This window comes from Mycolicibacterium austroafricanum (genome assembly GCF_902705885.1).
Classification (GTDB): Bacteria; Actinomycetota; Actinomycetes; order Mycobacteriales; family Mycobacteriaceae; genus Mycobacterium; species Mycobacterium vanbaalenii_A.
Genome location: NZ_CACSIP010000002.1, coordinates 68,580 through 94,897 on the forward strand (window position 1 = coordinate 68,580; position 26,318 = coordinate 94,897).

A 26,318-nucleotide genomic window follows, 5' to 3' on the forward strand; every position below is an offset into this window, starting at 1 on the left:
GAATTGGATTGTCTGCATCGCTGGTGGCGCTGCTGCTGGCCGGCCTGGGAACGCTCACCGACATCGGCTCTGGAGTCGGGAGGACCCAGGTCACCGCGTACTTCGACAACAGCAATGGGATCTATCCCGGTGACGAGATCCGCATCTTGGGGGTGCCGGTCGGCGAGATCGAGTCGATAGAACCGCAACCCCAGCGGGCCAAGATCACCTTCTGGGTCGACAACAAGTACCAGGTTCCGGCGGAGGTGACGGCGGTGATCCTGTCGCCGTCGCTGGTCACCGCCCGCGCGATCGCGCTCACCCCGGCTTACTCCGGCGGCCCGGTGTTAGGGGACAAGGCCGTGATCCCGCAGAACCGGACCGCCGTGCCGGTGGAGTGGGATCAACTGCGCAGCCAGCTGGACAAGCTGAGCCGAACTCTGGCGCCCACCGATGGCGGCGGTGTGTCGACGATGGGGGCTTTCGTCAACACGGTTGCCGACAATCTGCGCGGACAGGGCGCCAACATCCACGACAGTGTGGTCAACCTGTCGCAGGCGCTGTCGATACTCGGAGATCAATCCAAGGACGTGTTCGGGTCACTGAACAACCTGGCGGTGCTGGTGTCGGCGTTGCAGCACAGTGCGGACCTGACGGCGTCGTTGAATCGCAACCTCGCCGCGGTGACCGCGCTGCTGAGCAACGACGGCGACGAAGTAGGTGAGGCGGTGGTCGCGCTGCGGACACTCGCCGACGACGTTCAGGCGTTTGTCGGCGAGAACCGCGACGCGGTGGGGACCACCACCGACAAACTGTCGGAGGTGACGGCGGCGTTGGGGGAGCGCATCGATGACATCGAGCAGGCCTTGCACCTGTTGCCCAGCACGCTGGCCAACTACGTCAACATCTACCAGCCCGCCCAGGGATCGGTGACCGGCGTGCTGGCCGGAACGAATTTCAGCAATCCGATCGAGTTCCTTTGCGGAGCAATACAAGCCGCGTCACGAATGGGCGCCGAACAGTCGGCCAGGCTGTGCGTGCAGTACCTGGCGCCCATCGTGAAGAACCGTCAGTACAACTTCCTGCTACCGATCGGCTTCAATGCGTTCGTCGGCGCCCAGGCACGCCCGAATGAAGTCACCTACAGCGAGGACTGGCTCCGGCCGGACTACGTCCCACCTGCGGCGGCGCCCGTGACCGTAGGTGGTGGTGCTCCCGAGGAGCCGAGCACTCCGGCTGCGCCGGCCAGTGCCGTGGCCACCGATCCTGCGGCCGGTTTGCCCGGGTTGATGGTTCCCCAAGGAGACGGTTCATGAAAGGGGCGGTGCTGCGCCGGCTGGTGATCGGGCTGTTCGTCGTGCTGGCTGTCCTCGGCACTGCGGGGTGCGGATGGCGGGGGCTGAACTCGTACCCGCTGCCGGGGACGAGAGGCGGAGGCCCCGACTCCTACCTGATCGAGGCCCAGATGCCTGACGTCAGCAACATCCAGGAGAACTCGCGGGTCAGGGTGGGCGACGTCAACGTCGGCACCGTGACCAAGATCGAACGGCAGGGTTGGCACGCGCTGCTGACGATGCGTATCGACGGCGGCGTCGAATTGCCGGCCAACGCCACCGCCAAGATCGGACAGACCAGCCTCTTCGGGTCACTGCACATCGAGTTGGCACCACCGATCGGAGTTCCGCCCGAGGGGCGCCTGAGGAACGGATCGCTCATCGCGCTGACCAATGCAGGCGCCTACCCGAGCACCGAACAGACCTTGGCGGCGGTGTCGCTGTTGCTCAACGGTGGCGGCGTCGGGCACATCCAGGAACTGGTCGAGACGTTCAGTACCGCGCTGCGTGGCCGCGAGGACGAGTTGCGCAGTCTGATCGACCAACTCGACGTGTTCTTCACCAACATCAACGGCCAGACCGACGACATCATCGCCGCCACAGACAGTCTCGACAGGCTGGTCGGGCGCTTCGCCGAGCAACGGCCCGTGCTGGATCGTGCATTCGAGACGATACCGGAAGCGCTTGCGGTCCTTCGTGACAACCGCGCCCACCTCGCCGAGGCGGTCGACAAGCTGGGTGAGTTCAGTGCGTTGGCTGCAGACTCGGTCAACCAGACCAAGGAGAACCTGGTCCGCGAACTCAAGGACATTGCCCCCGTGCTCAAGTCGCTGGCCGACGCCGGTCCTGCGCTGACCCGCTCCCTGGGAATGCTGGCGACGTATCCGTTTCCCCTGGATACGCTCGACAACTGGTTCCGTGGTGACTACGGCAACATGACTGCGATCGTCGATCTGACGCTGAGCCGGCTGGATGCGGCGCTGTTGACCGGGACTCGATTCGAGGGTGCGCTCACCGAGCTGGAGATGCAGTGGGGCCGGACGATCGGTCAGATGCCGAGCCCCTACACCAGCGTCAATCCACTGGTGGTGCCCTACCACCACGATCAGGGGCGCTGACATGCGGGTGAACAGACGCATCAAGGTCCAGTTGGTTGTCTTCGCGGTCATCGCGCTCATCGCTGGGTCGGTGATGATGCTCGGCTACGTGCGGTTGCCGGCGATGTTCGGTGTCGGCCGTTACACCGTGACAATGGAGCTGCCCAACTCGGGCGGTCTGTACCCCACAGGCAACGTCACCTACCGGGGCACCCACGTCGGCAAGGTGACATCGGTGGCTCTGGAACCGGATGGCCTGGTGCGGGCCCAGCTATCGCTGGATTCCGGTGTTTCGATCCCGTCCAACCTCCGGGCAGAGGTACACAGCCAGTCCGCGATCGGCGAACAGTATGTGGCGCTGCTGCCGCGTGACGACACCTCCCCGCCGCTGAAGAACGGCGATGTTCTTCCCCTCGCGGACACCTCCGTGCCACCACCCATCGACGGGCTTCTCGACTCGGTCAACGTGGGACTGCTGGCGATACCGCATGACAGCCTCCGGACGGTCGTCGACGAGTCGTATCTGGCCTTCGGTGGCCTGGGCCCTGAACTGTCGCGAATCGTCAAAGGTGCCACCACCTTGTCCGCCGATGCGCGAACCAACCTGGACTCCATCACCACCCTGATCGACGAATCCCAGCCGTTGCTCGACGCACAGATCGACACCGCCGACGACATCCACTCCTGGGCGAGAAACTTGGCGGACATCACCGGTGAATTGCGGGACAACGACCAGGCACTGGCCGGATTGATCGACACCGGTGGACCCGCCGCTGCGGAGACCACAGCGCTGATCGACAGGGTGGCGCCGACGGTCCCGATCATCCTGGCCAACTTGGTGAGCCTCAGCCAGGTCGCGGTCACCTATCACGATGGAATCGAACAGCTACTGGTGCTGATACCTCAGGGTGTGTCGATGGCACAGGGCGGAATGGTGGCCAACCATGGCCACCAGCAGGATTACAACGGCACCTACCTGGACTTCAACCTGAACATCAACCTGCCGCCGCCCTGCACGACCGGTTTCCTGCCCCCATCGCAGCGCCGCACACCTGCACAGACCGACGCACCCGACCGTCCCGTCGGTGACCTGTACTGCCGCATTCCGCAGGAAGCTCAACAGAATGTCCGCGGGGCGCGCAACATCCCTTGTCAGACACGCCCCGGTAAGCGGGCACCGACGGTCAAGATGTGCGAGAGCGATGAGCAGTACGTCCCGCTCAACGACGGCATGAACTGGAAGGGTGATCCCAACGCGACACTGTCCGGTCAGGGCGTCCCGCAGCTGCCGCCGGGCACGCCGCCGGTCGCTGCGGCGTCACCGGCACCGCCGATACCGGAGGCTCCACTCGCGGTTGCTCAGTACGACCCGTCCACCGGTTCCTACATCGCACCGGACGGGCGCGTGTACACGCAGGCTGAACTGTCCCGGGTCGCGCCGGAGGAGAAGACGTGGCAGACGATGTTGCTGCCTGGCGGTTAGCCGCGCTGGGGGCGGCAGGCCGGTGCGCCCGCCGGGCTACCGGCGGATCTGCTTGGGCAACCGCAGGATGTGGTCGGCGATGAGACCGCGCTGCACCTCTGCCGAGCCGCCCATGATCGTGGCGGCGCGCGAGTACCACCACTGTGCCCGCGCCGCGTCCAGCCCGCGGTGCGCCGGTTCCTCGCCGTTGATCATCCACGCCTGGCGAACATCGAAGACCAGATCCTGGACTCGCTTTTCAGCACTGCTGAACAGCAACTTGTCAACGCTGCTCCCGGGACCGATCGTCTGTCCGCCGGCGAGCTGACGAACTGTCTGCGCTGCTCTGGCCTGCGCGGCCACCACCTCGATGTAAGTGCGGGCGAAGCGGTCGCGGTTGGTGCCAGAAGTGCCCTGAACGCTGATCTGCGAGCGCAACGTCGCCAACTCGGCAAGCATGGTGGTCAGTAGCGCATATCCGTACATGCCGCGTTCGAACTGCATCAGGTACATCGCGACCGCCCATCCGTCGCCGACCTCGCCCACGAGTCGGTCTCGCGGCACCCGGACGTCGTCGAAGAACACCTCGGCCAATTCGCGGCGACCACTTGCCAGTGCGATCGGACGGATGGTGACACCGGTGGTGTCGGCGTCGACCATCATCATCGTCAACCCGCGGTGCCGGCTGTCGGCAGGTCCGGTGCGCACCAACACCAGCAACCGCGTCGCGGTAGGCCCCTGGCTCGTCCAGATCTTCTGGCCGTTGACGGTGAAGCCGTCGGAGCCGTTGTCCGCAGCCCTGGTTCGCAACGCCGCGAGATCGCTGCCCGCCTCCGGTTCGGAGAAGCACTGTCCCCACCACTCGGTACCGGCGAGGTACGCCGGCAGATGCGCTTGCGCCACAGCCGGTGCGAACGCCAGGAGCGCGGGACCCAGCGTTTCCAGGGTCCAGTGCTGGGCCGGTACCGGAAGGCCGGCTCGGCCGAGTTCTTCGTAGTACGTCGCGCGATGGATCTCGTTGCCGCCCAGCCCTCCTGCAGCATGCGGCCAGCCGTACCTGTTCCAGCCCGCCTGGTACAACCTGGCAAGTACACCGGCGTCGTGGGCCATCTGGTCCTCGGCACTGGTGGATGTTGCCGCTCGCCACTCCTGCGCCCAGTCGAGGTCGGCCAGGTAGCGGCGGAACGCCTGCCGGTACGAGGCGACGTCGGCTACGTACCCGGAACACGGCTCGGCGACGGTCGATACGGTGTTTTCAGCCACCGGAGGCCTCCTACTGGCGGTGGTGATGGTGATCATGATCGAGCGAGTTGGATGGCCCGCCTCAGGTGTTTCATCCGGTGCCTGGGTCAGCTGACAGGACGTGCCTGCAGATCTGTCGCATGCGCTGCGGTAGAGGATGTTCGGGCAGCATGGCGGCCCGCACGCCTGCCGGAGAACACACAATCGGCCAGCGACAGCCCACTCACATAGGATTTCGAGCAGATCCCGACAGCGGTGCGGCCTGCGGCGTACAGTCCTTCGACCCTGTCCCCGGCTGCCGTGCGGACGTTTCCGGTCGCTGTGTCGACTGTCAGGCCACCCAGCGTCAGACCCGGCACAAAATCAGCGGGTGACGATTTTAATGAGATGTCGACACCGTAGAACGGCGGTTGCAGAATCGGCGTGCACAACTCGGCGGCCTTGTGCATGGGATCATCGCGTCCGTCGGCGATGGCACCGTTGTACGCGGTGACGCTGTCGGTGAGGCCCGTTCCTGACACGCCGAGCTTGTCGGCCAGTCCGGCGAGGGTGTCCGCCTTGCGATGGGCCACGGCGAACACCGGCGCCATGGTGGCCCTCTGAAACAGCTGTGTATGGGATAGCAGCTGTGACCTCGCGCGTCGCCAGACGCGCGAATCCACGATGAGGAAGCCCTTGCCGCCGTAGTGCCTGATCATGGCTTCAGCGTGAGTGGCGCCGTAGAGGTCTTCGTTGGCGATCCGCGTTCCGTCGATGCCTACCGCGATTCCTTCGACCAGCGCCGAGGGGGGAGAGATGAAGCGCCAGGCGGTGACCTGATTGAGGTGGGCCGTCGCCCCACCGGCACTGACCCCTAGCGCGATTCCGGAACCGTCGTCACCTTCGGTGCCGAGTGGGGACACCAGAACGTGAGTGGGAGCGTGCCGCCTCAACATGTCCCTGTTGAAGATGAACCCGCCGGCGGCCAGCACGACGGTCGGCGCGTGAACGGTGCGCGGCCGCGCGGTCCGTCGCCAGGACCGCTCAGCGCGTCGATTGAGTAGGTGCCCCAGGGGCGGTGTCCAGTTGGTGAGCTTGGCTGCCGCCGAGGCCGCCCGCTGATATCTTCGTGAATTCCTACTGCCATCGTCCACCATTGTCCGACAGCGGATTCCGGCGACATGACCGCCTTCGAGGATGAGTTCGTCGACCAGTGTCCTCGGCCAGAACGTGACACCGAGTCGGAGTGCCGAGTCGCGCAGTGCCTCCCAGAGCACACGGCCGGAACTCATGCCCTTGGCTACCTGTCGGTGTCCCCGTGGCGCGGGAGACGAGTGCAGGTGGAACGGATAGGCCTTCTCGTTTCCTGAGTAGTACAGATAGTGCTCGTCGGTGGGATAGGAAGTCTTGTAGCCGCACAATGACGAGTCGAAGCGGGCGCCGTGGCTCTCCAGCCACTCCAGTTGCTCGACGCTGCCGTTGCAGAACCGGCGGAGAGTCTCCTCGTCAACAGCGTCCTGTACCTCTTGGCGTAGGTAGTCGAACATGTTGTCCGGGTTGTCGTCGACACCGGCTGCCTGCTGGTAGGGGGTGCCACCACCGGCGTATACGATGCCTCCGGAAAGCGCCGAGGCGCCCCCGCCGAGTGCGCGGTCCACGACGAGCACTCGCGCGCCTGCCTCGGCCGCGGCGAGGGCCGCACAGGCGCCCGCAGCGCCGAAGCCGACGACTACGACGTCGAAATCACTTCCTGTGCTGTTCAATTCGAGCCTCTTGGGTAGCGTCGGGTGCGGCAACGATCTACGCACTGAGTGGCGACCACTGACGCTATGTAGGCGCGGCCAGGGTGTCAACGAGGGTTCCGCCGAACGGGACGGAGGCCGCGGTGAGCGGCGCCAAGCCTGTGGATGAAGTGCGGACTGTGCACAACTGGTTGCCGAGGCCAGAACCTGTCGGTGCGGCCGGGCACGGTGGCGTCATGGGTAAGGCAGTACGAAACAGGATCCGCTGATGGCACTGGGCAGAGCGTTCTCGGTGGCGGTGCGCGGTGTGGAAGGCGAGATGGTGGAGATCGAGGCGGACATCACCGCGGGACTGCCGGGTGTCCACCTGGTCGGGTTGGCCGACGCGGCGTTGAAGGAGTCGCGGGACCGGGTACGCGCGGCCATCACCAATTGTGGGTTCGATTGGCCGATGGCTCGGCTCACCCTCGCGTTGTCGCCGGCGACGCTGCCGAAGATGGGCTCGGTCTATGACATCGCGCTGGCCGCTGCGGTGCTGTCGGCGCACGGCAAGAAGGCCTGGCCGCGCTTGGAGAAGACGGTGCTGCTCGGTGAACTGGCGCTCGACGGCCGGGTTCGCCCGATCAAGGGAGTGTTGCCCGCGGTGTTGGCCGCACAGAAACAGGGTTGGCCCGCGGTGGTGGTGCCGATCGACAATCTGGCCGAGGCCTGCCTTGTCGACGGGATCGAGGTCTGGGGCGCGAGAACGCTGCGCCAGTTTCAGCGGTGGCTGGCGGGCAAGGGAGACCTCGATCCGCGGATCGACGAGCCACCCGAGAAGCCGGAGACGGCTGCTGACCTCGCCGACGTACTCGGGCAGCCACATGCCCGCTACGCGGTCGAGGTGGCGGCAGCCGGTGCCCACAACCTGATGATGACCGGACCGCCCGGTGTCGGAAAAACGATGCTGGCGCAGCGGCTTCCGGGGCTCTTGCCGACACTCTCTCACGAGGAATCCCTGGAGGTCACGGCGATTCACTCGGTCGCAGGGTTGTTGACCGGCGAGTCACCGCTGATCACCCGGCCACCATTCGTCGCCCCGCACCACACATCCAGTGTGGCAGCGTTGGTCGGCGGCGGACCGGGGATGGCGAGACCTGGCGCGGTCAGCCGTGCCCACCGCGGGGTGTTGTTCCTCGACGAGTTCGCCGAGATCAACAGAGGCGCGCTCGAGGCGCTGCGAACACCGTTGGAAGACGGCGAGATCCGACTCGCCCGACGGGAAGGCGTCGCGAGGTATCCGTCCCGGTTCCAGTTGGTGCTCGCCGCCAACCTGTGCCCGTGCGCACCGCCTGACCCGCGTGACTGCATCTGCGCCTCTCCGGAGAAGCGGCGTTACCGCACCAAGCTGTCCGGGCCGTTGCTCGACCGCGTCGATCTGCGTGTCGAGATGCACGCCTCCCGCGGAGGTCCGTTCGCCTCCGAGCCGGGGGAGGCCACGTCTGTGGTGCGGCAGCGGGTCTGGGCGGCGCGCAAAGCCGCCGAGGAACGCTGGCGCCCGTACGGGATCGCGACCAATGCCGACGTCGGCGGCGCGCTGTTGCGCAGCAAGTTCTGGCCCTCGACCGAGGCGATGGCCCCGCTGCGAACCGCCCTGGACCGCGGGCAGTTGACGATCCGGGGAGTGGATCGGACGCTGCGGGTCGCGTGGACGCTGTGTGACCTGGGAGGGCGGACCTGCCCGGGCAAGACGGACGTCATGACGGCGCTGTCTTTTCGGCAGGGAGGGGCGCTCTGATGGACGCCGAGAGTCGCCGCGCGTGGGCGTACCTTTCCCGGGTCACCGAACCGCCGAATCCGCTTCTGGCCCAACTGGTCTCTTCGGTCGGTGTGGTCGAGGCTGCCGCCCGGGTCCGACGCCGCGATCTCGAGAACGACCGACTGAAGCGGGCCACCGCGGCCCGGTTCGACATCGACTGCGCCGACGCGGATCTCGAGATACTCGACCGGATGGGTGGACGTCTGGTCACCGCGGAGCACGAGGAATGGCCGCACCTCGCGTTCGCCGGCTTCCACACGCTGAACCATGAAAAACGGCCGCAGGGGCATCCGCCGCTGGTGCTGTGGGTGGTCGGTCCGCTGGAGCTGTGGGATGTCGCCGAGCGGTCGGCCTCGATCGTCGGCACCAGGGCCATCACCGCCTACGGCGATTATGTGGCCGCAGATCTTGCTGCCGGCCTGGTCGAGCGCGACGTGGCGGTCGTGTCCGGCGGTGCGTACGGTGTCGACGGTGCCGTTCACCGAGCGACCTTGGCCGCAGACGGGCGGACCGTTGCGGTTCTCGCCGCGGGCATCGATGTGCCTTATCCGGCAGGGCATTCGGCGCTACTGCACCGGATCGGGCGACACGGTTTGGTGGTCACGGAATACCCACCGGGAATGCGGCCGACCCGCCGGCAGTTCCTGACGCGCAACCGGCTGGTGGCCGCACTGGGGCGGGCGACGGTGGTCGTCGAGGCCGGAGTCCGCAGTGGTGCGGCCAACACGGCGTCGTGGGCCAAGGCGTTGGGGCGGCCGGTGGGCGCCGTCCCCGGCCCGATCACATCCTCGGCGTCGGTCGGTTGTCATGACTTACTCGCCGATCGCGCGAAGGTCATCACCAGGGCTGCCGATGTGGTCGAACTTGTCGGGCAGGTGGGGGAGCTCGCCCCGGACGTGGCGCGCCCGGCCACCGGTTTGGACGATCTGACCGACGAGGAGCTCACGGTCTACGAAGCCCTTCCAGGACGCGGGAAGCGCGCGGTGCAGGAGATCGCGGTGGCGGCCGGACTACCGGTCACCGAGGTGCTCGGGCCGTTGACGATGCTCGAGGTGCGGGGACTGGTCACGCAGCAGGAGGGCAGTTGGAAGCTGGCCAAACATTAGTCCCGGGGGACACACGGACAGCCCTGATTCGGCGGCGGCGCTCGTATAGTCGGACAGGACAACCGAGCAGAGGATGGGTTGAAGTGGCAGGACGTCCCGTGCACACCTTCGAGGTGGTCCGCACTGAGCAGTTGACACGACACATGGTTCGGGTGGTGCTCGGCGGCTCGGGAAAGGGAACGGGTTTCGACACCTTCACTCCCATCGATAGCACCGACGCATATGTGAAGCTGGTGTTCGTCGACGACGCCGTCGATGTCGGTGCCCTCGACCAGCCGCTGACACAGGACAGCTTCACAGCGGTGGAGCACACGGTGCGCACCTACACCGTTCGCCGTGCCGACGCGCAGCAGCGCGAGATCACCATCGATTTCGTCGTCCACGGCGATCACGGCGTGGCCGGCCCGTGGGCGGCCGCCGCCACCGTCGGGCAGCGAATGTTCGTGATGGGTCCCAGCGGAGCGTACGCACCGGATCCTGCCGCCGACTGGCATCTTCTGGCCGGTGACGAGGCCGCGCTCCCCGCGATCAGCGCGGCGTTGGAAGCCCTGCCGGATGATGCGATTGGCAAGGCGTTCATCGAGGTGGCCGGACCGGAGGACCAGATCGAGCTGATCGCGCCGCCCGGTGTCGACGTCGCGTGGATCTACCGGGGCGGGCGCGCCGACCTGATCGGTGACGAGAGCGCCGGCGACCACGCCCCACTGATCACCGCCGTCAAGGAAGCCGCCTGGCTGCCGGGTCAGGTCCAGGTGTTCATCCACGGTGAAGCGCAGGCCGTGATGCACAACCTGCGTCCCTACATCCGCAAGGAACGCGGCGTCGACGCGAAGTGGGCCGGATCGATCTCCGGGTACTGGCGACGGGGTCGCACCGAGGAGACCTTCCGGCAGTGGAAGCGCGAACTGGCCGAGGCCGAGGCAAAATAGCCCTGCCGATCCGGTGACCGGTGGCACCCTTACGCCATGACCTTCGGTAACTACCAGCTCGAGATCTACCTCCAGGGCCTGTCCGGCGTACTGCCGTCCCTTCCCATGGATTACGCCGGCTGGGAGGCCAAGGCCGAGGTCGCGATGCCACCGTCGATCTGGTCGTATGTCGCAGGCGGCGCCGGTGACGAACGCACCCAGCGCGTCAACCGGACGGCCTTCGACCGCTGGGGACTGATGCCGCGGATGCTGGTCGGCGCCACCGAGCGCGATCTCACCGTCGATCTGTTCGGCATGACTCTCGCGTCGCCGCTGTTCATGGCGCCGGTAGGGGTGATCGGGATCTGTGCCCAAGGCGGGCACGGTGACCTGGCGACTGCCCGCGCGGCCGCGCGCACCGGTGTTCCGATGGCGGTGTCCACGCTGACCGAGGACCCGATCGAGGACGTCGCCGCCGAGTTCGGGGACACCCCGGGCTTTTTCCAGCTCTACACACCGACCAACCGCGACCTGGCCGCCAGCCTGGTCAGTCGCGCCGAGGCCGCGGGTTACAAGGCCGTCATCGTCACCCTCGACACCTGGATCCCTGGATGGCGACCGCGGGACCTGGCGGGTTCGAACTTCCCGCAGCTGCGGGGGCACTGCCTGGCGAACTACACCAGCGACCCGGTCTTCCGCAGCCTGCTTGCCCAGCCACCCGAAGCGAACATGCAGGCCGCGGTCATGCAGTGGGTGCAGCTGTTCGGCAATCCGTTGACCTGGGAGGACCTGCCATGGTTGCGATCGCTGACCGATCTCCCGCTGGTGCTCAAGGGCATCTGCCATCCCGACGACGTCCGCCGCGCGAAGGACGGCGGCGTCGACGGCATCTACTGCTCCACCCACGGCGGCCGGCAAGCCAACGGCGGGCTGCCGGCGATCGACTGCCTTCCCGACGTGGTGGCGGCTGCCGACGGGATGCCGGTGCTGTTCGATTCCGGAATCCGCAGCGGCGCCGACATCATCAAGGCGCTGGCGCTGGGGGCGACCGCCGTCGGCGTCGGCAGGCCCTACACCTACGGCCTGGCCATCGGCGGCGAGGACGGCATCGTGCACGTGTTGCGGTCGCTGCTGGCCGAAACAGACCTCATCATGGCCGTCGATGGCTATCCCACGCTGGCCGATCTCACCCCGGACACGTTGCGGCGCGTCACCTGAGTCGCGGTGCCGGCGTCTGCCACGGTGATGGAGTGGAGGCCATCCTCGAAGAGTTCGACCAGTACCTCGCGCTGGAGCGCGGTCGCTCCGAGCACACCCGTCGCGCCTACCTCGGTGACCTGCGCTCACTGTTCGATTTCCTGGCTCAACGCGCCCCCGAGGCCGAGCTCCGCAACCTGAGGCTGCCGGTGCTGCGTTCCTGGCTGGCGGCGCAGGCCGCCGGCGGAACCGCGCGCTCGACACTGGCCCGTCGCACCTCGGCGCTGAAGACGTTCACCGCCTGGGCGGTGCGGCGCGGTCTGATCACCGACGACCCGGCGACCCGTCTGCAGGTGCCCAAGGCGCGCCGCACCCTTCCGTCGGTGCTGCGTCAGGACCAGGCGATCGACGCCATGGACGCCGCGAAATCCGGTGCCGAACAGGGTGATCCGCTGGCTCTTCGGGACCGCCTGATCGTCGAGATGCTGTACGCCACCGGCATCCGGGTCAGCGAACTGTGCGGTCTGGACGTCGACGACGTCGACACCTCGCGACGGTTGCTGCGGGTGCTGGGCAAGGGCAACAAGCAGCGGACAGTGCCCTACGGCGAACCCGCGCACGTCGCGCTGACGCAGTGGCTGACCGAGGGGAGGCCGGCTCTGGCGACCACAGGCTCGGGCGCCGCCCTGCTGCTCGGTGTCCGCGGTGGTCGGCTCGATCCGCGGCAGGCGCGCACGGTGGTGCACCAGACGATGACCGCTGTCGCCGGTGCGCCCGACATCGGACCGCACGGCCTGCGGCACAGCGCTGCCACCCACCTGCTGGAGGGCGGTGCCGATCTGCGGGTGGTGCAGGAACTGCTCGGCCACTCGTCATTGGCCACCACGCAGCTCTACACCCATGTCACCGTCGCCCGGCTGCGCGCCGTGCACGACCAGGCTCACCCCCGCGCCTGAGTGCCTGACAACCTCCCCCGGAACCTCCGCCGGAACTGTGTTCCAGCATGGCTGCACTCGAGCGTTTTCTACTGGAACACAGTTCCGGCGCGAGGGGGTCAGCGGAGTGGCTTGAGCCGGATCGGCGTGCTCGTCAGCAGCCCGATCGGATCGACGTAATCGGCGCGCGCAGCCGAACCCCACATCGCCCCCCAATGCAGGCACGCGGAGGCCGCGCAGCCAGGATGTCCCGCTCTCAGCGCGCCGATCACGGTCGTTGCATTCACCGCCTGACCGCGCCGGACCGCAGGCTCCACCGGCTCGTAGCTGGTGCGCAGGCCACCGGGGTGGGCGATCGACACCAGAGGACGGCCCGCCAGCTCCCCGGCGAACACCACGGTTCCCGGTCCGGCTGCATAAACCGGCTGCCCGGCCGTCGCCGCCAGGTCGACGCCGCGGTGGCCGCGTTGCCAATTGGGTGACGGCGCGTCGAACGCACGCACCACCTGCGGGGATGGCCGGATCGGCCAGTCGAGCCGCCCGGTGTCGGCCGATGCGGCCGTCGCGCCCAGCAGCAACAGGGCGAGGACCGCCGTGAACACCCGCATACTGGCAGTTCAGCGGATCGGCGCGGCGGTGCGCCAGCCCGAGAACGGCCTGCTGGGGATGGCCACCGCGATGGTAAAACCACCGCTGTTCAGCGTGTAAACTTCTTTCCGCAGCTCGCAACTGCGGGCTGACTTCGCGTGTCTGCGCATGGCCACCCACTGGCGGTCATACCCGGATGCCGGCGGTCCCGTCCCGATCTCCTCGGAACGGGTCCGGCAACCAGCAGACACCAGGGCTCGGCGTCACCCGACGCTGCGCGCACAACCGACACAGTGAGGAATGGCCGATCATGGCTGTTGTAACAATGAAGCAGCTGCTCGACAGCGGCGCCCACTTCGGGCATCAGACCCGTCGTTGGAATCCCAAGATGAAGCGGTTCATCTTCACCGACCGCAACGGCATCTACATCATCGACCTGCAGCAGACGCTGACCTACATCGACTCCGCCTACGAGTTCGTCAAGGAAACCGTCGCCCACGGTGGGTCCATCATGTTCGTCGGCACCAAGAAGCAGGCGCAGGAGTCCATCGCCCAGGAGGCGACCCGCGTCGGCATGCCGTATGTGAACCAGCGCTGGCTGGGCGGCATGCTCACCAACTTCCAGACCGTGCACAAGCGCCTTCAGCGGATGAAGGAGCTCGAGGCCATGGAGCAGACCGGTGGCTTCGAGGGTCGCACCAAGAAGGAAATCTTGATGCTGACCCGCGAGAAGAACAAGCTCGAGCGGTCCCTGGGCGGTATCAGGGACATGCAGAAGGTGCCATCGGCCATCTGGGTCGTCGACACCAACAAGGAGCACCTCGCGGTGGCCGAGGCGCGCAAGCTGAACATCCCGATCATCGCGATCCTGGACACCAACTGCGACCCCGACCTCGTCGACTACCCGATCCCGGGCAACGACGACGCCATCCGCTCGGCGGCGCTGCTGACCAGGGTGGTGGCCTCCGCCGTCGCCGAGGGTCTGCAGGCCCGTTCCGGTGCCGGTGCCGAGAAGCCGGAGGCCGGCCAGGATGGGCTGGCCTCCGAGCCGCTTCCCGAGTGGGAGCAGGAGCTTCTCGCAGGCGCCACCGCCACCGCCGCCGCGCCGGAAGCCGCCCCGGCCGAGGCTGCTGCGGCAGAACCCACCTCCTGACCGCTTCGTCTCTAAGGAAAGACCGATATGGCTAACTACACCGCTGCCGACGTCAAGCGCCTCCGGGAGCTGACCGGCGCCGGAATGATGGACTCGAAGAACGCGCTCGTCGATTCGGACGGCGACTTCGACAAGGCCGTCGAACTGCTTCGGATCAAGGGGGCCAAGGACGTCGGTAAGCGCGCTGAGCGTGCCACCGCCGAGGGTCTGGTGGCGGCCAAGGACGGAGCGCTCATCGAGCTCAACTCCGAGACCGACTTCGTCGCCAAGAACGCCGAGTTCCAGTCGGTCGCCGACCAGATCGTCGCTGCCGCGGCGGCCTCGAAAGCGGCCGACGTCGACGCACTCAAGGCCGCCAAGGTGGGAGACACCACGGTCGAGCAGACCATCGCGGACCTGAGCGCCAAGATCGGTGAGAAGCTCGAACTGCGCCGCGCCACCTACTTCGACGGCACGGTCGAGGCCTATCTGCACAAGCGGGCGGCCGATCTGCCGCCGGCGGTGGGTGTGCTGGTGGAGTACACCGGCGCCGACGCGGCCAAGGCCAAGGAGGCTGCCCACGCGGTCGCCCTGCAGATCGCTGCGCTCAAGGCCAAGTACCTCACCCGCGAGGACGTGCCCGAGGACGTCGTCGCCAACGAGCGCCGTATCGCCGAGGAGACCGCCAAAGAAGAGGGCAAGCCCGAGCAGGCCCTGCCCAAGATCGTCGAGGGCCGGGTGAACGGTTTCTACAAGGATGTCGTGCTGCTGGATCAGCCGTCGGTGTCCGACAACAAGAAGTCGGTCAAGGCGCTGCTCGACGAGGCCGGCGTGACCGTGACGCGGTTCGCCCGCTTCGAGGTCGGTCAGGCGTAGCCACCTCGCCACCGAAGTCGCTTTCTCCACCGGAACCCCCGAGACCCAGGTCTCGGGGGTTTCGTGCATTTCGGCAGGCTCAGTGCCGCGCACAACGCTGAGGTCACAGACAACGACAGCGTGGAACTTCCGCCGTTGCCAGCTCACGGGGTCCGGGAGCGGGTTCATGTCGCGGACTGCGCCACGCAGATAAATCGCCTGACTTCCAACCGTGCGATCGATAGCGGTGATGTTTGCCGGATGCGGGTTCGACGTCGTTTGGCAAAGGCCCAGCAAATCGTTCCACGCATTGGCTGGGTCATTGAGTCCGCAAATCGCGTTGCTCCGGATGTAGTCGAGTTAACCTCATACTATGGGCGAACGTGCGAACGAGCGTGGTCACGTTGACCGACACGATTAGTTCCTCCCAAGCCGCAAACCTGATGTCCGCGCATGGCGGTGCGCCCGACGATCAGCGATCGGCCGACCAGCAAAAGAGGTCGACGCGGTGGATGCCGTATGCAAGCGCGCTGGTCGACCTCACCTCCGCGTCGCTGGCGGTGGCCGTCGGAATGACGTGGGCCAACCGGGCCGATCAGCTTTTGCCGCCGAGCTGGATGGTGTGCTTATTCGCTCCGACCGTCGTAGCAGTGTCGGCGCTCGGCGGCCGGTACCGGCGCAAGCTGAATCGCTCCTTTCTCGAAGAGCTGCCGACGATCGAGGCCGTCACCGCCCTCGCGGCGATGTTGCTGCTCAGCGGCCTCATCTTCAACGCCGGGATCACCGGGTCCAGCAGCGGTGCGGTGGCCCGTGTCTGGATGTGCGCTGCGGTCCTGATTCCGGCCGGCCGGTGGCTGTGGATCGAATGGAAGCGCTTCTGTTTCCGGCGTAACCGCCTGACCGCTCCCACGCTGATCGTCGGCAACGGGCGGATCGCCGAGAAGGTGCTTGAACGAATCGCTGGTTCGACCGCGTACGGCTTGCGCGCGGTCGGGATCATCGATGACGAGGTTCCCTCAATGGGTCCCGATCGAAAATCGCCGGCTGCCGTACCGTACCTGGGGAAGCTGGCCGAGATCGAGCAGGCAATCGCTCGCACCGGCGCCGAGTCCATCATCGTCGCGTTCTCGCGAACCCGCGACGAGGCCATGTTCGAAGTGGTCCGCGTCGCCCACAAGCACGGCATGAACGTGTGGATAGTTCCGCGGATCTTCGACGCGATCGGCGTGCACTCTCGCATCGATCACGTGGGCGGCCTGCCGTTGATCTCGGTGGCCCGCACGAACCCGCGCGGCTGGGAATTCCACGCCAAGCACATCTCCGACCGGGTGTTCGCCACGGCTGGGCTGGTGTTGATATCTCCGTTGTTCCTCGCGTTGATGCTGCTGGTGCGGCTCAGCTCCCCGGGGCCGATCTTCTACGGCCAGGATCGGATCGGTCGCGATGGCCGGGTGTTCCGCTGCCGCAAGTTCCGGTCGATGCGGCCGCTGCGTGAATCGGATGCCACGTTCACGCCCGGCGACGGTTCCGCGCCGGGCGGCGTCGAGGGCGTGGACCGCCGTACGCCGATCGGAAAGTTCATGCGGGCCACGTCGCTCGACGAACTCCCGCAATTGCTCAACGTCATCAAGGGTGAGATGAGCCTGGTGGGTCCGCGTCCCGAGCGCCCGGAGTACGTCGACCTGTTCAACGCTCAGATCGCGCGGTACGGCGACCGGCACCGGGTGAAGGCGGGGATCACCGGCTGGGCTCAGGTACACGGACTGCGTGGACAGACGTCGATCGCCGACCGCGCCGAATGGGACAACTTCTATATCGAGAACTGGTCGATCTGGCTCGATTGTCGGATCTTGGCGATGACGGTCATCGCGGTGCTGCGTCGCGCCGAGTAAACCCGCGACCCGCTCCGGTACGCTTTGGTACCGTCGTGCGATGGACCGGATTTCCGCTTTCTGCGATGACGCACTGGGCGACCTCGATGCCGTCGGTCTGGTGGAAGCGCTGCGCGCCGGGACAGTATCTGCACCAGAGCTCGTCGACGCCGCGATCGCCCGTGCCGAGGTGGTGAACCCCGAACTCAACGGTCTGGCGTACGAGGCGTTCGAGCAGGCGAAGGCACGCGCGCGACTGCGCCGGCCGTATGGCGGTTTCTTCGACGGGGTGCCCTCGTTTCTCAAGGACAACGTCGCCGTCGCCGGCATGCCGACGATGAACGGCACGGATGCCTGGGATCCGCGACCCGCCGACGCCGACGGGGATTTCGCGCGTGCGTACCTGGCGACCGGCCTGATACCGCTGGGCAAGACGCAGCTCTCGGAGTTCGGTTTCAGCGCCTCTGCGGAGCACGCTCGGCTGGGCTCGGTTCGCAATCCGTGGAACACCGACCACACCGCCGGCGCCTCGTCGTCAGGCTCGGGGGCGTTCGTGGCCGCAGGCGTGGTGCCGGTCGCGCATGCCAACGACGGCGGAGGCTCGATCCGGATTCCCGCGTCCTGCAACGGGCTGGTGGGTCTCAAGCCGTCGCGGGGCCGGCTCCCGCTGGACAAGGACATGCGGCAGATGCCGGTGCGCATCGTCCACAACGGCGTGCTCACTCGTTCTGTCCGCGACACCGCCGCGTTCTACCGTGAGATGGAACGCGTGCACGCCAGCCCCAAGCTGCCCCCGATGGGCGACGTCGCCGGACCCGCCAAGAATCGGCTGCGAATCGCCGTGTGCGTCAAGTCGATCACCCGCGAAGCCGGTCCTGAGGTCAGCGCGTTGACGTTCAAGACCGCCGCGTTGCTCGAGGAGCTCGGTCACACGGTGACGCCGATCGACAACCCGGTGCCGGCCCGTTTCATGGACGACTTCCTGCTGTACTGGTCGTTTCTGGCGTTCGCATTGGTGAGAGGCGGCCGCCGTTCCTTCGGGGACACTTTCGACCGCGACCGGCTCGACAACCTCACTCTGGGGCTGGAGAGCTACGCCGCACGCAACCTGCACCGGCTACCGCTGGCCATCGCCAGACTGGCCCGGGTCCGGCGGATCACGTCGCGGCTGTCGGCTACCTACGACGTGCTGCTGACGCCGACGCTCGCCGATGTCACCCCGCGCATCGGCCACCTCGACCCGACCGCCGACTACCAGCAGATCATCGACCGGCTGGTCGAATGGGTGGCCTTCACGCCGCTGCAGAACGCGACCGGCGAGCCGGCGATCTCGTTGCCGCTGGCGGAATCCGCGTCCGGGCTCCCGGTCGGGATGATGTTCTCGGCCGCGCTGGGTCAGGATGCCCGGTTGCTCGAACTCGCCTACGAGCTCGAGCAAGCCCGGCCATGGGCCCGAATCCAGGCCTGAGGACGCACCTCGTCGGCAACGAGCGCGCGCGAAATGCCATGAATGTCGGCGTGCCGACGTACAGACACGCGCGCTCGCGGGAAAGGGGCGACGAAATCCGTTGCAGCGAAGACACATCGCTGTAACGCGACTGGCAACGTGTTAACAACGCCGACACTGCAGGTGGCCGTCGGCGAAACGTTGCGCTCGCACCATCGCTTCTCGTGGAGGCCAGTCAGGTCAACAACGCGCCCACATCCATACGATCGCCGCAGATCCCTACCGGTACCGGAAACACGTTCGCGTGTCTGGTCCGGTTCGCGCTGGCCAACATCCGTCGACGGCCGGAACGGTTCATCTTGTCCGTTCTCGGGATCGCGCTGGCGATCGCCTGCGTGACGATCGTCCGGACCATCTCGACCAGTTTCGCCATCACCGGCGAAGACTCGGTCATCGACGTCCTCGGCGACGCCCAGTTGTGGGTGGTGCCCGCGGCCGGGGTGCACTACGACCCCGGCGCGCAGGCGCTGATCGCCGACGGTCCTGCTCCGGCGATCGCGCCACCTGACGGGTGGACCGGGGCCCGGGTGCTGTCCGGCGTCGTCGAACTCGACGGGCAGTCGGTGTCGTTGCGCAGCAGCGATCAAATCGCCAGTGGTGAAGCAGCTTTGGGTGCTCAACTGGCCGCCCGCCTCGGTGTCCGGCAGGGGGAGAGTATCACCGTCGGGGGGCAGGGTCTGCGCGTCGGGATCGTCGGCGACGGTCAGTCGATGGCGGTGCCGACAGCGGTGGCGAGATCGCTCGTCGGGGACAACGGATGGTGGCTGGTGTACGCGCCCTCCGGTGCCGAACAGCGCCGAGACCTCGCCCAGACCCTCGGTGGCGCCGTCGGCCTGCCGTCGACGCCCGACCCGTCCGTGACGCCGGATCCGAAGGGAGACGGGTTGATCTACGACACCGTCGGCGGGTCCGGGCCGCTGACATTCGAGCAGAAGTTCTCGGCTCTGTTCTCGGGCAAGGTCACCAGTTCGGCGCTGGGACTGATCTCCACCGTCGGGCTGGGTCTCGGCTTCGTGATCGCGGTGTCGTCATTTCTGGCCGCGGTGACCGAGCGACGCCGCGAGTTCGGCATCATGTCCAGCATCGGTCTCGCCGACGAGGTGCTCTACTTCTTCCTCGTCGAATCTGCGATCGTGTTCCTCGTCGCCTACATCGTCGGCGTTGTCGCCGCGGGTGCTGCTGTGGCACTGGTGATCCCGAGCCTCACGACGGTCACTGCCTGGGCGCAGGGCGCCGCGGTGACGGCGATGTTCCTGCCTGCGATGGCCATCGTCGGGGCGCTGGTGCCGGTGCACCGGTTGCTTCAGCAACGGCCGGTGTCACTCCTGGAGGAACGGTGACGGTCAGCAAGGGTCTTGCCTACGGGTACCTCTCGGCCCGGCGGAGGATGCGGGAGATGATGTTGCCCGTCGTCACCACGGCGACCGGCGCTTTCCTGGTGGTATCGGTGTTCGCGATGTCCGCACGCATCAGTGCACAGTCCGCGTCGCTGGGTCATGCCGAAGAGATCGGCCGCGCGGTGACGCTGATCGCCGTCACCGTCCTGCTCGTCGGGGTGGTCGAGGTGGCGGTGGCCACCACCCGCACCGTCGCCCACCGCACGGTCGAACTGGGGGTGCTCAGCGCCAACGGTATTCCTCGCGGGCCCGTGGTAGCGGCACTGCTCGTCGAACCTGTCGTCGCGGCGGTACTCGGCGCCCTGCTCGGCGCGCTGCTCGCGGCGGTCGCCGGGATCGTCCTGGCCACACTGGGGTTCGTCGCCTCGGGAATCTCCTACGGCGGCATGGCCACCGGAGTGCTGATCGCAGCCTCCGTCAGCGTCGTGGCCGCCCTCGCCACCAGCATCGTGCCCACGTGGAACGCGGTGTCGCGGCCACCCATCCGATCTCTGACTGCGGGAGGTTGAACCGTCCATGACCGCACTCCACGATCCTGCCGAAACCACCGCCACCCCGGCGGCCGACAGCGAGGTAGCGCCGAAACCGGTGATCGAGATCAGCGACGTCTGGAAGCTGCACAAGCTCGGTGACGAGGTCGTCAAGGCGCTCGTGGCAGCCGAATTGCAGGTGATGCCCGGGGAGTTCGTCTGTCTCATGGGTCCTAGTGGCAGCGGGAAGTCCACGCTGCTCAACATCGTCGGCGGCCTGGACCGCCCCACCAAGGGCACGGTCAAGATCGCCGGTCGCGACACCGCCGAGCTCTCCGAGAGCCAGTTCGCCGCGCTCCGCCACGACACCATCGGGTTCATCTTCCAGAGCTACAACCTGATCCCGTTCCTGTCGGCGGTCGAGAACGTGGAGCTGCCACTGATGTTCGAGCCCTACGACCGCAGGTCGCTTCGCAAGCGGGCAACCGAACTGCTCGAACTCGTCGGGTTGGGTCACCGTGTGCACCATCAGCCGACGAAGATGTCCGGGGGCGAGCAGCAGCGCACCGCGATCGCGCGGTCGCTGATCAGTAGCCCGGCGCTCGTGCTGGCCGACGAACCCACCGCCAACCTGGATCACCGAACGGGGGAGACGGTGGTGCGGATGCTGCGCGAGCTGTGCTCGACCATGGGCGTCACCGTGGTCGCGAGCACCCATGATCCCACGGTGGCCGACGAAGCGAGCCGTGTTGTCCGGATGAAAGACGGACAAATCGTCAACTGACCCGACGATGTTGGGTTCCCTATCGGTTCGGAGCATTGATGACCCAAGAACTCGAGGCTGCACGGGCGCCGGGCCCCGCCGACCGCGACAAGCTGATGACCACCGAGCTCGTTCCCGAGCAGATCCTGCCCAAGGTGATGAGCACCTTCGGGCTGACCGCCGCCTACGTCTTCATCATCTGCTGGGTCACCGGCTCGTCGGTGATGGCGGGCGGCGGCTGGACCGCCATCCCGATGTGGGTGCTCGGCATCCTGACGTTCCTGATCCCCGCCGGTATGGCCGTGGTCGAACTCGGCAACCTGTGGCCGGGCCAGGGCGGCGTCTACATCTGGGCCTACCGCACCATGGGAGAAACCTGGGGATTCATCGGGGGCTACCTGTCGTGGGTGCCGGTGATCCTCAATGCGGCATCCTCACCCGCGGTGGTGCTGCAGTTCCTGCTGCTGGCCTTCCACGCCGAACTAGGGTTGACGACGAGCATCATCCTGCAGTTGGTCATCCTGTGGACGGTGATCGGATTGGCGCTGGCGAAGCTGGCGGCGAATCAGCGCATCATGAACGTCGTGTTCGTCGTGTACGGCGTTCTGACGCTCACGATCTTCACCTGCGGACTGCTGTTCGCCGTCGAGAACGGCTCGGCCACGCCCTTCAGTTGGGCAGAGGCGACCATCCCCAACTTCGCGGTGGCAGGCTTCCTCTACGGCACCGTGCTGCTGTACCTGCTCGGCGTCGAGACTCCGTACAACATGGGCGCGGAGTTCCTCTCGGTGCGCAGAAGCGGTCCGCGAATGATCCTGTGGGGCTCCACCGCGCTGGTCGCGATCTACCTGCTGACCACCCTGGGCACCATGATGGCACTTCCCGGCGACGAGATCGACCCGGTCACCGGTGTGATCGGCATGCTCGACGTATCCGGATTCCCCGGCCTGATGGAGATCTGTGCGGTGGTCCTGGCCGGCATCATCATCGTCGCCCTGATGACGTACCAGGTCGCCTATTCGCGGCTGATCTTCGTCTCCGGACTCGAGCGGCACCTACCCCGCATCTTCACTCACCTCAACCCTCGAACGCGTAACCCGGTGTCGGCCATCCTGATCCAGGGTGTCATCTCCTCGCTGATCCTGGTCGGTCTGTATTCGCAGAGCAGCATGGCCAACGTCACCATCTACCTGCAGGGCGGCTTGAGCACCGTGTGGCTGCTGTCCGGGTTCTTCTTCCTGATCCCGCTGATCGTGGCGCGAAAGAAGTACGCGGATCGGTATGTCAACGAGAAGTTCTGGCGCATCCCCGGCGGCATGGTGGGGGTGTGGCTGGTGGTCATCGTCGGCTCGTTGGGCACGGTCGGCGGCATCTACTACTCGTTCGTCACGCCGTGGATCGACGTACCCCAGGGCACCTGGATGACCTGGGTGGGGAGCATCAGCCTGGGGATGTTCGCGCTCGGCCTCGCGGTGTACGTGTTCGGCCGCAGGTCGGCGCACAAGGCCAGCCAAGAGGACTCACTGGCACATCTCGCAGTGTTCGACCTCACCAAGAAAGACGCGGAGGAGACGACAAAATGACCATGGACAGCACAATCGTGAGCACACCGGGTGCCGGTGACTCGGTCCGCTATCCGCTCGACCCACTGTCGGGCGCCGAGATCGAAGCGGCGGCGCGGATCCTCTCGGAGTCCGATTACGGCACGCCCACAATGAAGTTCGTGATGATCCAGCTCTGCGAACCGGCGAAGACCCCGGCGTTGAGGTTCGATCCCGCGCTGCCGGTGCCCCGGCGGGCGTTTGCCACCATGTACGACACCGCCGCGAAGATGATCTACGAAGCCGTCGTCGATGTCCTTGCGGGCACCGTGGACGAGTGGAAGGAGATCCCGGGCCGGTTCCCGTCCTACCTCGTGGAGCACATGACGGGGGTGGAGGAGAAGGTGCGGGAAGACCCGCGCTGGCAGGAGGCGATGCGCAAACGTGGGGTGACCGACTTCAGCTTGGCGATGATCGACCCCTGGCCCGCGGGTTACTATGGCGCGCAGGACCATTACGACAACTCCGCTCTCATCTGCCGCCCGCTGACCTTCGTTCGGGCCGCTCCGTCCGAACACGGGTACGCACGCCCCGTCGAGGGTCTGATCGTCACCTTCGACCTCGACGCGATGGAGGTCATCGACATCGAGGATCACGGCGTCGTGCCACTGCCGCCGACCGCGGGCAACTACGCCGAGAAGTTCATGTTCGATCCCAACAACCGTCCGGCGTTCAGCGAGTTCAGGCAGGATGTCAAGCCGATCGAGATCACCCAGCCCGAGGGGCCCGGTTTCACCGTCGACGGCTGGCAGGTCAGTTGGCAGAAGTGGTCGCTGCGCATCGGCTTCAACCCGCGTGAGGGGATCACACTGCACGAGGTGACCTACACCGATCGTGGCGAAGCCAGGCCGATCATGTACCGCGCATCGCTGTCGGAGATGGTGGTGCCCTACGGGGACAGCTCACCGACCCACTGGAACAAGAACGTCTTCGACATGGGTGAGGTCGGCATGGGGTTCTCGGCCAATCCGTTGACCCTCGGATGTGATTGTCTGGGGGAGATCTACTACTTCGACGGCACGGTCAACGATTCCAGCGGTCACGCGGTGACGATCCCCAACGCCATCTGCATGCACGAGGAGGACTACGGAATCTCCTGGAAGCACACCGATTTCCGCACCGGGGAGGTCGAGGTGCGACGGTCGCGGCGACTGGTGATCTCGATGATCTGCACCGTCGGCAACTACGAGTACGGTTTCTTCTGGTACTTCTACAACGACGCCTCGATCGAGGTGGAGGTCAAGCTGTCCGGGGTGCTCACCACCGGGGCCATCTCCGACGGTCAGCAGCCCCGCTGGGGCAAGATGGTCGCGCCCGGCCTCTACGGTCCCAATCATCAGCATTTCTTCAACTTCCGGCTCGACATGAGCGTCGACGGGCCGGGAAACAGCGTGTACGAGGTGGATTCGATCTCCGAACCGGACCCGGAGCTCAACCCGCACCGCAACGCGTGGATCACCCGGGACACGCTGGTGGCCTCGGAGTCCGACGGTGCGCGGGACTGGGACTGGTCCACCGGCCGGTACTGGAAGGTGTCGAACCCGTCGAAGATCAACGAGCTCGGACAGCCGGTGGCCTACAAGCTCACCCCCAAGGACGTGGTGCCGGTGATGGTGCAGGAAGGTTCACACATCTACGACCGCGCCCGGTTCGTCCAGCACAACCTGTGGGTCACGAAATACGACCCGGCCGAGAAGTTCGCGGCGGGCGACTACATGTACCAGTGCGCGGATGCTCAGGGACTGCCGCAGTTCATCACCGACGATGCGCCGCTGGAGGACACCGACGTCGTGCTCTGGTACACGGTGGGGGCACACCACGTGGTGCGGCCCGAGGACTGGCCGGTGATGCCTTGCGCCTACACCGGATTCCATCTCAAGCCGGTCGGTTTCTTCGACGGCAACCCGGCACTGGACATTCCACCGTCGCCGCCGAAGGCCTGCCACCAGCACTGACGTAGGTGGCGGTGCCACCGCGCGAATCGGATAGCCGTATCAGCGGCTGTCGCGGCCCGGCGTCGTTTATATTTTGGGCGTGCCAGAGATGGATCGCCGCCACCTGATGTTCATGATGGGTCTGGGTGCGGCGGCCGCCGCATTGCCGGTAGCCACGGCCCGCGCCCAGCCGGTCCCCGGTGACATTCCGCCCGTTCCGGGCCCACCCGGAGCGCCCGCACCCGACGCCGTCGAGCCCGCGATGCTGTTCCAGGATGAGTTCAACGGCCCGGCCGGATCGCCGCCGGACCCGGCGGCGTGGTTCATCGTCCCCGCTCGGGAGACCATCAGGAACCCCCACGAGTGGGACAAGCCCTTCAACATGGGGCGCTATGTCACTGATCAGGAGCACGTGTTCCAGGACGGCAACGGCAATCTGGTCATCCGGGCCACCCGCGGGCCCGGGACCACCATCCAGGAGAAATACGCCAGCGCGAAGATCGTCGGCAACTGGCGCGGCGGGATGGGCACCACCTGGGAAGCGCGGGTCAAGCTGGACTGTCTGACCGACGGCGCCTGGCCCGCCTTCTGGCTGATCAACGACAACCCGGTCCGCGGCGGTGAAATCGACCTGGTCGAGTGGTACGGCAACAACGACTGGCCGTCCGGGACCACGGTGCACGCCCGGTTGGACGGCACGTCGTTCGCCACCCACCGCCATCCTGTGGACAACGCGTGGCACACCTGGCGGATGACCTGGCTGCCCAGTGGCCTGTACTTCTGGAAGGACTACCAGCCGGGCATGGAGCCGTTCTTCGAGGTGCCGGCGAACTCCATTGCGGACTGGCCGTTCAACGACCCCGGTTTCACGATGGCCCCGGTGTTCAACATCGCGGTCGGCGGCTCCGGTGGCCGTGAGCCTGCCGCGGGCACCTATCCGGCCGAGATGCGCGTCGACTGGATCAGGGTCTTCTGACGCCCTAACCGAGTGCGGCGAGCAGCTGCCGGAACTCCCGCCGCTGCGCGTCCGTCAGCGCAGCCAGCACCCGTTCCTCGGCGGCGTGGACGGCGGCCTCCAGAGTGCGCAGCAGGTCGATGCCCTCACGCGTCAATTGCGCGGGTAGCGAGCGACCGGATGCCGCCGAGGGCGGACGGCCCACCACGCCACGCGCTTCGAGCGAGCGCAGCACCACGTTCATCGCTTGTGGGGACACGTTGAGGTCACGGGCCAGGTCGGCATTGGAACGCCCCGGGTGCTGGGACAGGATGCGAATGCAGAGGTATTGGGGGAACGACAGATTCAGCGGCTCCAGCGCGGAGGCGCAGACTTCGGTGCGCAGACCCGACGCCGCTCGGTACAGCAGATAGCCCAGCGGCTGATCCTCGGGAGTCGGCATGTCAACTATGTTGACATATATCAA

22 protein-coding genes are annotated in these 26,318 nt (G+C 66.5%); 18 read left to right on the forward strand and 4 right to left on the reverse strand.

The window, feature by feature from the left end; genetic code table 11:
- The first annotated feature begins 8 nt into the window (after positions 1-8).
- The 3 genes from BEMPMBAN_RS02965 to BEMPMBAN_RS02975 are packed head-to-tail and all read left to right on the forward strand — an operon-like array spanning position 9 to position 3,893.
- Positions 9-1,295, forward strand: a complete 1,287-nt coding sequence (locus tag BEMPMBAN_RS02965) for an MCE family protein (RefSeq protein WP_425294920.1) — start codon at positions 9-11, stop codon at positions 1,293-1,295.
- Positions 1,292-2,431 carry a virulence factor Mce family protein gene (locus BEMPMBAN_RS02970; RefSeq protein WP_159228897.1) on the forward strand — a complete coding sequence of 380 codons (1,140 nt, stop codon included), beginning with the start codon at positions 1,292-1,294 and terminating at the stop codon, positions 2,429-2,431. The genes BEMPMBAN_RS02965 and BEMPMBAN_RS02970 overlap by 4 nt, the downstream gene beginning before the upstream one ends.
- Position 2,432: 1 nt before the next feature.
- Positions 2,433-3,893: an MCE family protein gene (locus BEMPMBAN_RS02975; protein ID WP_159228898.1), complete on the forward strand. Its 1,461-nt coding sequence runs from the start codon at positions 2,433-2,435 to the stop codon at positions 3,891-3,893.
- Positions 3,894-3,929: 36 nt separating this feature from the next.
- Here the strand turns inward: BEMPMBAN_RS02975 and BEMPMBAN_RS02980 are convergent, their stop codons facing one another.
- Complete coding sequence (locus BEMPMBAN_RS02980; protein WP_234897269.1) at positions 3,930-5,135, reverse strand: acyl-CoA dehydrogenase family protein; 1,206 nt, start codon at positions 5,133-5,135, stop codon at positions 3,930-3,932.
- A gap of 86 nt (positions 5,136-5,221) precedes the next feature.
- The gene (locus BEMPMBAN_RS02985) at positions 5,222-6,856 is read right to left on the reverse strand and encodes an FAD-binding protein (protein WP_159228900.1); all 1,635 of its coding nucleotides are present in this window, start codon (positions 6,854-6,856) and stop codon (positions 5,222-5,224) included.
- A 247-nt stretch (positions 6,857-7,103) separates the two neighbouring features.
- Between BEMPMBAN_RS02985 and BEMPMBAN_RS02990 the strand changes: the two genes are divergently transcribed.
- The 5 genes from BEMPMBAN_RS02990 to BEMPMBAN_RS03010 all read left to right on the forward strand — a co-directional run bounded on the left by BEMPMBAN_RS02990 (position 7,104) and on the right by BEMPMBAN_RS03010 (position 12,800).
- Positions 7,104-8,612 carry a YifB family Mg chelatase-like AAA ATPase gene (locus BEMPMBAN_RS02990; protein WP_159228901.1) on the forward strand — a complete coding sequence of 503 codons (1,509 nt, stop codon included), beginning with the start codon at positions 7,104-7,106 and terminating at the stop codon, positions 8,610-8,612.
- Positions 8,612-9,739, forward strand: coding sequence for a DNA-processing protein DprA (gene dprA / locus BEMPMBAN_RS02995; RefSeq protein WP_159228902.1), 1,128 nt, complete (start codon positions 8,612-8,614; stop codon positions 9,737-9,739). Before BEMPMBAN_RS02990 ends, dprA begins: the two co-directional genes overlap by 1 nt.
- Before the next feature lie 83 nt (positions 9,740-9,822).
- A complete protein-coding gene (locus BEMPMBAN_RS03000; RefSeq protein WP_159228903.1) occupies positions 9,823-10,668 on the forward strand; it encodes a siderophore-interacting protein in 846 nt (281 codons plus the stop codon).
- Positions 10,669-10,704: 36 nt separating this feature from the next.
- The gene (locus BEMPMBAN_RS03005; protein WP_159228904.1) at positions 10,705-11,865 is read left to right on the forward strand and encodes an alpha-hydroxy-acid oxidizing protein; all 1,161 of its coding nucleotides are present in this window, start codon (positions 10,705-10,707) and stop codon (positions 11,863-11,865) included.
- A gap of 32 nt (positions 11,866-11,897) precedes the next feature.
- Entirely contained in the window at positions 11,898-12,800 is a 903-nt protein-coding gene (locus BEMPMBAN_RS03010) for a tyrosine recombinase XerC (RefSeq protein ID WP_159228905.1), read from the forward strand.
- 98 nt (positions 12,801-12,898) lie between these two features.
- On the opposite strand, the gene BEMPMBAN_RS03015 is transcribed toward BEMPMBAN_RS03010, so the two are convergent.
- Positions 12,899-13,387, reverse strand: coding sequence for a M23 family metallopeptidase (locus BEMPMBAN_RS03015; RefSeq protein WP_159228906.1), 489 nt, complete (start codon positions 13,385-13,387; stop codon positions 12,899-12,901).
- A 290-nt stretch (positions 13,388-13,677) separates the two neighbouring features.
- Here BEMPMBAN_RS03015 and rpsB point away from each other — a divergent pair, with 290 nt between their 5' ends.
- From rpsB to BEMPMBAN_RS03065, 10 genes are all read left to right on the forward strand, one after another.
- On the forward strand, positions 13,678-14,520 hold the full coding sequence (rpsB, locus tag BEMPMBAN_RS03020) for a 30S ribosomal protein S2 (RefSeq protein ID WP_159228907.1): 843 nt from the start codon (positions 13,678-13,680) through the stop codon (positions 14,518-14,520).
- Between the two features lie 27 nt (positions 14,521-14,547).
- On the forward strand, positions 14,548-15,375 hold the full coding sequence (tsf, locus tag BEMPMBAN_RS03025; RefSeq protein ID WP_159228908.1) for a translation elongation factor Ts: 828 nt from the start codon (positions 14,548-14,550) through the stop codon (positions 15,373-15,375).
- A 491-nt stretch (positions 15,376-15,866) separates the two neighbouring features.
- Positions 15,867-17,246, forward strand: coding sequence for a sugar transferase (locus BEMPMBAN_RS03030; RefSeq protein ID WP_234897270.1), 1,380 nt, complete (start codon positions 15,867-15,869; stop codon positions 17,244-17,246).
- Positions 17,247-17,286: 40 nt separating this feature from the next.
- Complete coding sequence (locus BEMPMBAN_RS03035) at positions 17,287-18,693, forward strand: amidase (protein WP_159228909.1); 1,407 nt, start codon at positions 17,287-17,289, stop codon at positions 18,691-18,693.
- A 203-nt stretch (positions 18,694-18,896) separates the two neighbouring features.
- A complete protein-coding gene (locus tag BEMPMBAN_RS03040) occupies positions 18,897-20,072 on the forward strand; it encodes an FtsX-like permease family protein (protein WP_159228910.1) in 1,176 nt (391 codons plus the stop codon).
- A gap of 56 nt (positions 20,073-20,128) precedes the next feature.
- Positions 20,129-20,638, forward strand: a complete 510-nt coding sequence (locus BEMPMBAN_RS03045; RefSeq protein ID WP_200845851.1) for an FtsX-like permease family protein — start codon at positions 20,129-20,131, stop codon at positions 20,636-20,638.
- A gap of 7 nt (positions 20,639-20,645) precedes the next feature.
- Complete coding sequence (locus tag BEMPMBAN_RS03050) at positions 20,646-21,383, forward strand: ABC transporter ATP-binding protein (RefSeq protein WP_159228911.1); 738 nt, start codon at positions 20,646-20,648, stop codon at positions 21,381-21,383.
- Between the two features lie 38 nt (positions 21,384-21,421).
- Positions 21,422-22,945 (forward strand): APC family permease, encoded by a 1,524-nt coding sequence (locus tag BEMPMBAN_RS03055; protein ID WP_200845844.1) that lies wholly within the window; start codon positions 21,422-21,424, stop codon positions 22,943-22,945.
- Positions 22,942-24,918 carry a primary-amine oxidase gene (locus BEMPMBAN_RS03060; protein ID WP_159228912.1) on the forward strand — a complete coding sequence of 659 codons (1,977 nt, stop codon included), beginning with the start codon at positions 22,942-22,944 and terminating at the stop codon, positions 24,916-24,918. The genes BEMPMBAN_RS03055 and BEMPMBAN_RS03060 overlap by 4 nt, the downstream gene beginning before the upstream one ends.
- Before the next feature lie 88 nt (positions 24,919-25,006).
- Positions 25,007-25,873, forward strand: a complete 867-nt coding sequence (locus BEMPMBAN_RS03065; RefSeq protein WP_200845852.1) for a glycoside hydrolase family 16 protein — start codon at positions 25,007-25,009, stop codon at positions 25,871-25,873.
- Positions 25,874-25,877: 4 nt separating this feature from the next.
- On the opposite strand, the gene BEMPMBAN_RS03070 is transcribed toward BEMPMBAN_RS03065, so the two are convergent.
- Positions 25,878-26,294 (reverse strand): MarR family winged helix-turn-helix transcriptional regulator, encoded by a 417-nt coding sequence (locus tag BEMPMBAN_RS03070; protein WP_159228913.1) that lies wholly within the window; start codon positions 26,292-26,294, stop codon positions 25,878-25,880.
- Positions 26,295-26,318 lie beyond the last annotated feature (24 nt).